This window comes from Ruminococcus sp. Marseille-P6503 (genome assembly GCF_900604945.1).
Lineage (GTDB): Bacteria > Bacillota > Clostridia > Oscillospirales > Ruminococcaceae > FB2012.
In genome coordinates this window covers 1-1,580 of the sequence record NZ_UWPB01000007.1, presented here as the reverse complement: position 1 = coordinate 1,580, position 1,580 = coordinate 1, and the positions used below count along the sequence as shown (strand labels likewise).

The following is a 1,580-nucleotide window of genomic DNA, read 5'->3' as shown; positions in this document are numbered from 1 at the left end:
TTGATTATAAATTGTATCATATAGTGCCTCAAGCTGTCTACCAAACTCTGTGATTTCTCCATCTGAATCAAAGCCATAGATATCCAACGCTGTACTTATTAACAGCTGAAACAAGTGCAGTTCTTCACTGTGAACCAATGTCAATTTGATATTTGCAGCAGTTTTCCATTGTTATCTCTACGACTTCTAGCGTGTCGATCTTAATGTATTTACAGTTTGCAATATCCTTATTTGCTGCTTTTAATACTGAAAACAATTCATTTTCTACAAACTTGTGCTTTTCCGTTAAGATTGTTGATTTTGATAAATTATTCATAAATGTACCTCCTCGGCGGTAAGTCTTTTATATTATCTCCAGACAGATGTGACAGATAATACGACTCCGTAATCAGCCAAAAAACTGCATACCTCGCTGAATGTATATTTGTTTGACAGGAGCATTTCGTCAACCGCTTTATGCAGTTCCGGGCTGAGCTGAGTTATTATGCTCATTGATTTACGCGGCTTACGGCGCATTTGAGGCTGCTCTGCGATTTTATTAATGCTGAGCTGCTTAATAACCTCTGTAACCACTGCCGTTGCTGTTCTTGCAATAATCTCTTCAATATTTACAGCTCCGTAAGAGCCGGTCTTGCGGAGCGTCGGGAGAACCTCGTCAAATACCCAGCGTTCAAATTTTTCTGCTGACGGAAGCTTGCTAGAAACTATAAGGCGGTAAAGATCTCCTTCGGGGATGTAATTAACTGGCTGATTTCCTCCGTTGGTAGGGGTGAGTGTTTTCCTCACTCCTTTACATTTCTGCCTAATTGCTTCTTGAGGGTTTTTATACCCTAAAATCTTTGCGCACTGTGTAGCCGGGAAGTATTCCTTGCCGTCAATTAGCATTACTCCCAGCTCGCCAAACTCTGTACTGCTGAAAACTTTTAAATCGTTCACAAAATATCACTCCTTTTAAGTTGACTATTAGTAAATTTTCTGATATTATTACATCATAAGATGTACTATAGTAAAATTATAACTAGAATTTTTCTATATGTCAAGAGTTTTTCTAAATAATCTTTAGATTTTTTCTAATTTAGTGCGTTTGCACAAAGGAGTGGACATGGATTTGGATATATTGGACAGAATAACAATGCTTTTAGGTAATAGAGATCAAAAGGAGCTGACAGCTTATTTAAAACTAAATAGCGTAGCTTTTTCAGAATGGAAATCAGGAAAAAGCAAATCGTATAGAAAATATCTAATAGAAATTGCCGCTTTTTTTGACGTATCCATTGATTACTTAGTTTACGGCAAAGAAAAAAACTCACCATCAATTGAACTAACTGATGATGAGCAGGAGCTTCTTACATATTATAATATGCTTAACGATATTGGCAAAGGTATAGTGATTGGCAGAGCAGAGCAACTTGCTGAAACAGCTAAAAAGCCATTAAAAGAGCCTAAAAATAATCTTTTTATAGAGTATTACGACTTACCCGTCAGTGCCGGCACAGGAATCTACTTAGACCATGACGCCAAAAACATGATCGAGGTTGAGGAAACGCCGCTGACCGCAGAAGCAAATTTCGCGCTGCGAG

At 37.8% G+C, this 1,580-nt stretch carries 3 protein-coding genes; 1 reads left to right on the top strand and 2 read right to left on the bottom strand.

Features of this window, described 5'->3' with window-relative positions; all coding sequences use genetic code 11:
• Positions 1-124: 124 nt before the first annotated feature.
• Both EIH25_RS12325 and EIH25_RS12320 read right to left on the bottom strand, forming a co-directional pair.
• Positions 125-316, bottom strand: coding sequence for a hypothetical protein (locus EIH25_RS12325; RefSeq protein WP_124101394.1), 192 nt, complete (start codon positions 314-316; stop codon positions 125-127).
• Positions 317-348: 32 nt separating this feature from the next.
• Entirely contained in the window at positions 349-936 is a 588-nt protein-coding gene (locus tag EIH25_RS12320) for a BRO family protein (protein ID WP_124101393.1), read from the bottom strand.
• A 172-nt stretch (positions 937-1,108) separates the two neighbouring features.
• On the opposite strand from EIH25_RS12320, the gene EIH25_RS12315 reads away from it, so the two are divergent.
• Positions 1,109-1,580 (top strand): helix-turn-helix domain-containing protein (locus EIH25_RS12315; protein ID WP_164489246.1); only part of this gene is annotated, 472 nt, incomplete at its 3' end.